Origin of the sequence: Phenylobacterium sp. (genome assembly GCF_030651755.1) — a bacterium.
Taxonomy (GTDB): domain Bacteria; phylum Pseudomonadota; class Alphaproteobacteria; order Caulobacterales; family Caulobacteraceae; genus Phenylobacterium.
Genome location: NZ_JAUSBZ010000075.1, coordinates 1 through 5024, shown reverse-complemented (window position 1 = coordinate 5024; position 5024 = coordinate 1). Strand labels below are relative to the sequence as shown.

Here is a 5024-nt window from a genome sequence, read left to right as displayed (position 1 = left end):
CGTCGCGGGTTCGGGTGGAGACATAGTTGGCCTGGAGCCGCAGATTGATCTCATCAAAGGGCTGGTAGGTGGCCCCGAGCTTGAAGACGTCCTTCTGGCCGGCGTCCAGGGTGGCCAGGCCGCCGGTGGTGCGGGCCACTTCGGCGGTCTCGCCGCGGACGAGATCAAACACCCGCACCCCGGTGGTCACGGTGACCGGATCGCCCAGCTGGTTGATGGTCGGCGCCTCGTCGCTGCGGCTGAAGGAGCCCAGCAGGCGCAGTTCCGGGGTGGGCCGCCAGTTCAGACCATAGCCATAGGATTCCAGGGCGCCGAAGTCGGAGACCTGCCGCACGCCCAGGTTCAGATTGGCCGACAGCCGGCCGATATGCTCCCCCAGGCCTTCGCCGGCGCGGGTCAGGGGAATGTCGAAATTGCCGCGCAGCTCGCCCACGGTCCGGGACAGATCGCTGGACTGGACGGCGCCCAGGCGGACAGCCTCGCTCTCCAGCTCGACCGCCGAGGCCCGGGCGGTCAGCGCGGTGCTGATCTGGCCGGCCGGCAATTCAAAGAAGGAGCGGTTCAGCACCAGGTCGGCCTGGCCTGAGGTGCTGACCGTGCGAGCGGTGTCGAGGAAGTCCTGGCCGCCTGAGGCCCGATCAGTGTTGGTCTCGACCTCGCCGCGCTCGATCTCGCCGGTGGTCGACCATTGCCAGCCGGCCACGGCGCCGGTGGCCGAGGCCGCCAGGCGGGCGGTCTGGCGCTCGGTGTTTCTCAGCTGGGCCTGCGGGCCGAAGGGCGACAGGCCCTGGCGGGATTCGCTCTCGCTGGCCTCCAGCAGGCCGTTCACCGAGAAGGAGACGCCGTTGTCCAGCGGCCGGGCATAGACGGCGTTCAGGGCCACGTCGCTGGACTGGGGCTGCAGCGAGCGGAAGGCGCCTTCGCCGCCGGTGATGTTGCGGTCGCTTTCCTCGATGGAGCTGGTCCAGTTGGCCTTGCCGTCCACCGTCAGACGACGGCCCTGCAGAATGTCCAGCCGAGCGCCGTGCACGCCGAGGGTCTCGCCGCCGCCGGCCTGGGTCGGCGTCCTGACCGTGCCCTCCACCAGAGTGGCGCGGAACCTGGGCCGCAGCACCATGTTCACCACCTTCTGCTCGGCCGGATAGCCGTACTTCAGGGACAGCTCCTCGGGCAGGATCTCCACCCGGGCGATGGCCTCGGTGGGCAGGTCACGGATCTCGGCGAAGCCGGAGACGCGGCCGCCATTGATCAGGATGACGGGACGCCCGCCGCCCTGACCGCTGCCGATCTGCGGCCCCAGCGCCGTGAGGAGCTCGCTGACGCTGGCCGCCCCATAGGCGCGGATTTCCTGCGGCGAGAGGGTGAGTTCCGGGGTGATGTCGCCGATCACTGAGCCTGCCGGCCGCGCGCCGCTGACCACCAGCTCCTGCACCTCGACGTCGTCATAGTCGTAGTCGTCGTAGGCCTGGGCGTAGGCGGTGGCTGACAGGCTGGCGATGGCGACGCCAGCGAGGAGGCTGGCCCTGAGGCAGGCGGCGGGGCGGCGATGGGAAGGCAGACGCAAAACGGACTATCCTGATGCTGACCTGGGCGACGGGGAGTGGGCCCTCGTCTGGTCTCACGGGCGAGACCGCCATATCCGTCGCGATCAGGGCGGCAGCGAGGCGCATCGCCCCCTTTTTCGGGTCAGGCCTGGGCCGGAAGACGGGCGATCACCTTGATCTCGAAGTCGAAGCCCGCGAGCCAGTTGACCCCGACGGCGGTCCAGTTGGGATAGGGGGGCGCGCCGAACACGGCGTTCTTGACGCTCATGATCGCCTCAAACTGGTGTTCAGGATCGGTGTGAAAGGTCGTCACATCGACAATGTCGTCAAGGGTGGCGCCCGCCGCGGCGAGGACAGCCTTGAGGTTGCTGAAGGCCAGTTCGACCTGTTTGCGGAAGTCGGGTTCGGGGGAGCCATCCTCCCGGCTGCCCACCTGACCGGAGACGAACAGCAGGTCGCCAGACCGGATCGCGGCCGAGTAGCGGTTGATCTCGTAGAGCGCCTGGCGCCCGGCGGGGAAGATGGGTTCACGGGACATCATCAGAAATTCCTGCAAGGCCGTGGCGAACGGCGTAAACATACGTAGCGTATGTGTGCTGGGAATAGTTTACATACGTCACGTATGTCAATGCCGGGAGGCAAGGTGCGATCTTGACGCGAACACGGGCGGATATGGTGGCCGAGACGCGGGAGAAGCTGATCCGCGCGGGCCGGGCGGCGTTCGCCGCCAAGGGCTATGCGGCGGCGTCCATGGATGACCTGACCGCCGAGGTCGGCCTGACCCGTGGCGCGCTCTACCACAGCTTCGGGGACAAGAAGGGCCTGCTGCAGGCGGTCATCGACCAGATCGACGCCGAAATGCTGACCCGCATGCGCGCCGCCGGCGCCCGCGGCCAAACACCGTGGGAGGGGTTTGTCGAGGAGGGCGTGGCCTATATCGAAATGGCCCTGGAGCCGGAAATCCAGCGCATCATGCTGCTCGACGGTCCGGCCGTTCTGGGCGACCCGTCCGGATGGCCCAACCAGACGGCGTGTCTGCGGACAACGACAAAGACCCTCCAGACCCTGATCGACGACGGTGTCGTGGCGCCGGTTGACGCCGAGGCCGCCGCCCGGCTGGTCAATGGGGCGGCGCTGAACGCCGCCCTCTGGGTCGCCGCCGCCGATGACCCCACCGCCGTGCTGGAACCGGCGGTCGACGCCTTTCGCCGGCTGACCTCAGGCCTGTTGAACCGCAACGGTGTTGACGCCTGAGCGGCTCATGCGACCTTGAACATCCTACGATCCGGGACGGAGACGGCGTGATGAGCATCACCGGTGGATGCCAGTGCGGGGCGGTGCGGTTCCGCATCGAGGGGGAGCTTGGCGACGCCTCCATCTGCCATTGCCGCATGTGCCAGAAGGCGACGGGCGGCCTGTTCGGGCCCTATGTGGGGGCGCCGTTCGAGGCCCTGGTCTGGACCCGTGGCGAGCCCAAGCGCTTCCAGAGCTCCAACAAGGTCCGCCGCGGATTCTGTAGCGATTGCGGCACGCCGCTGACCTTTGAATATGGAGAGGGGCATGTCAGCCTGGCCGTCGGCGCCCTGGACCGACCCGCCGAGGCGCGGTTGACCGAGCAACTGGCCTCGCCGGCGCAGGTCGCTGAGCTCGACGACCTTGCGAGCCTGCCGGTCCACCCTGTGGAGGAGCCTAAGGCGGCGGTCTACCTGGCGGGCATCGTGTCCTACCAGCATCCCGACCACGACACTGAGGCGTGGGAGGTCAGGCGGTGAAGCGGCGCGACCGGGTTGAGAATTTATGGCGAATGGGGCGCGGGGCTGAAGGCCGCATCCGCCCAGGCGCCGCTTGTGCTTCGGGCGAGAGAGCCAAGTCGGCTTCCGACCCATCTCAGACCTTATGAGGGTCGGCTTTGCGCTAGGCTGAAGTCCGAATAGCCTGTGACTTGGAGGGGCTCCCATGCAGGCTATGGATTTCGTGACCGCTGCGAAGGCGGAGCGTGACGCACTCGCGCTGACCTATGGGACGGCGAACGCTGGGTCGTCGGTTGGTGAGTTGCTGGCCGAGGCGCAGCTCACGGAAGCCCAACGTCAAAAGGTGGTTGCCGCGCTCGGACAAGCCTTAACGGACGCATTCTATACAATGCTGCTGGCGCTAGACGGCGCGGCCTCGCTGGGAGGGACGCAGCAGAGCTATCGGCTGATCGGCGAGAATGGTTCGCCCGTATCGGAAGGAGATGGCAGCTTGGAGGCTGCCGCGTTCGAGGTCTTTCAATCGACCTAGCCAGCGGCCAATGTCCGCTTTCCACCCTTTGCAGGCGCTCGAAAGGTCCGTTCTTCGGCGGGTGGGAGCGGCAAGTGGGGTTCAGCCTTCATCAACCCATCTGGCGTCTGGCGATATTGTGGCTATAATTATGGCTATATTCCCTGGAGCTCGATCATGTCCACCTACAGCGTCGCCGATGCAAAGAACGGTCTCCCCAGGCTGATCGATCTCGCCCTTGAAGGTGAGGAGGTGGTGATCACCCGGCACGGCAAGCCGGTGGCGGAATTGCGGGCGATCCGCCAGGTCCCCACGGCGCCCGTCGCGGGCCTTGACTGGCTGCGCGCCCGTCGCCTGAAACCGACGGGGCCGGCGCTGACCTCGGTCGAGCTGCTGCGGGAGATGTACGAGGACGGCGAGGTTTGAGCGTCTATCTCGACGCCAGCGCCATCCTGCCCCTCCTGGTGGAGGAGGCGGCCAGCCCGTTGGTCGACGCCTTCGTTTCGGGACTGGGCGAGCCCGTGGTCGTCAGCGCCTTCGCGGCCGGGGAGACGGCCTCTGCGGTGTCGCGTCTGGTGCGAATGGGACGCCTCAGCGCAGACGACGCCCGTGGCCTGCTGGACAGCTTTGACGCCTGGCGGGCGACCAGCGCAGCGCGGGCCGATCTGGCGTCGTCGGATGTTGAGGTCGCCCATCTTTACGTCCGGCGCTTTGACCTGATGTTGCGCATGCCCGACGCCCTTCACATCGCCCTGTGTCGGCGCGAGCGCCATGTTCTGATTACCCTAGACGGCCGCATGGCCGACGCGGCCCGCGCCCTGGGGGTGGCGGTTCAGCCCTTGACCTGACTGAGGGGCGGGCCCGCATGGCCACCAGCCCATTTGATCAGATGGCCGGAGCGCGCTATCTTACTTCCGTCTTACCTGAGGTCGTTCCATGGCCAAGCCGCTGAGCACCGTGATGTCCACCAAGGGGCAGGTCATTCTGCCCAAGGTCCTGCGCGAACGGCGCAACTGGGCGCCTGGCGTGTGCCTGCAGGTTGAGGAGACCGAGGATGGGGTTCTGCTCAGGCGGGCGCCCCTGTTCGAGCGGACCGCCCTGAAGGATGTCTTCGGTGTGCTGAAGCGCCCGGGCGTGGCGGTCTCGCTCGAGGAGATGGATCAGGCCGTGCTCGCGGAGGCCGCCAGACGTGCTGGCGATTGACACCAATGTCGTCGTCCG

7 protein-coding genes and 1 pseudogene are annotated in these 5024 nt (G+C 67.2%); 6 read left to right on the top strand and 2 right to left on the bottom strand.

What is annotated here, in order from left to right; translation table 11 throughout:
- Positions 1–1564, bottom strand: a pseudogene (locus tag Q7V15_RS07485) (TonB-dependent receptor); the annotation flags it as partial.
- Between the two features lie 122 nt (positions 1565–1686).
- Positions 1687–2085, bottom strand: coding sequence for a RidA family protein (locus Q7V15_RS07480; RefSeq protein WP_304754823.1), 399 nt, complete (start codon positions 2083–2085; stop codon positions 1687–1689).
- Positions 2086–2195: 110 nt separating this feature from the next.
- Between Q7V15_RS07480 and Q7V15_RS07475 the strand changes: the two genes are divergently transcribed.
- The 6 genes from Q7V15_RS07475 to Q7V15_RS07450 all read left to right on the top strand — a co-directional run bounded on the left by Q7V15_RS07475 (position 2196) and on the right by Q7V15_RS07450 (position 5006).
- Positions 2196–2798, top strand: a complete 603-nt coding sequence (locus tag Q7V15_RS07475) for a TetR/AcrR family transcriptional regulator (RefSeq protein ID WP_304754822.1) — start codon at positions 2196–2198, stop codon at positions 2796–2798.
- 50 nt (positions 2799–2848) lie between these two features.
- On the top strand, positions 2849–3316 hold the full coding sequence (locus Q7V15_RS07470) for a GFA family protein (RefSeq protein WP_304754821.1): 468 nt from the start codon (positions 2849–2851) through the stop codon (positions 3314–3316).
- A gap of 184 nt (positions 3317–3500) precedes the next feature.
- Positions 3501–3824, top strand: a complete 324-nt coding sequence (locus tag Q7V15_RS07465; protein ID WP_304754820.1) for a hypothetical protein — start codon at positions 3501–3503, stop codon at positions 3822–3824.
- A gap of 156 nt (positions 3825–3980) precedes the next feature.
- Complete coding sequence (locus Q7V15_RS07460; protein ID WP_304754819.1) at positions 3981–4229, top strand: type II toxin-antitoxin system Phd/YefM family antitoxin; 249 nt, start codon at positions 3981–3983, stop codon at positions 4227–4229.
- The gene (locus Q7V15_RS07455) at positions 4226–4651 is read left to right on the top strand and encodes a type II toxin-antitoxin system VapC family toxin (RefSeq protein ID WP_304754818.1); all 426 of its coding nucleotides are present in this window, start codon (positions 4226–4228) and stop codon (positions 4649–4651) included. Before Q7V15_RS07460 ends, Q7V15_RS07455 begins: the two co-directional genes overlap by 4 nt.
- Positions 4652–4739: 88 nt before the next feature.
- A complete protein-coding gene (locus tag Q7V15_RS07450) occupies positions 4740–5006 on the top strand; it encodes an AbrB family transcriptional regulator (protein ID WP_304754817.1) in 267 nt (88 codons plus the stop codon).
- Positions 5007–5024 lie beyond the last annotated feature (18 nt).

What these genes read in the sequence shown, in the direction of transcription:
- Q7V15_RS07450 (WP_304754817.1), top strand. Translation starts at nt 4,740, where the DNA reads ATGGCCAAGCCGCTGAGCACCGTGATGTCCACCAAGGGGCAGGTCATT.
- Q7V15_RS07460 (WP_304754819.1), top strand. Translation starts at nt 3,981, where the DNA reads ATGTCCACCTACAGCGTCGCCGATGCAAAGAACGGTCTCCCCAGGCTG.
- Q7V15_RS07465 (WP_304754820.1), top strand. Translation starts at nt 3,501, where the DNA reads ATGCAGGCTATGGATTTCGTGACCGCTGCGAAGGCGGAGCGTGACGCA.
- Q7V15_RS07470 (WP_304754821.1), top strand. Translation starts at nt 2,849, where the DNA reads ATGAGCATCACCGGTGGATGCCAGTGCGGGGCGGTGCGGTTCCGCATC.
- Q7V15_RS07480 (WP_304754823.1), bottom strand. Translation starts at nt 2,085, where the DNA reads ATGATGTCCCGTGAACCCATCTTCCCCGCCGGGCGCCAGGCGCTCTAC.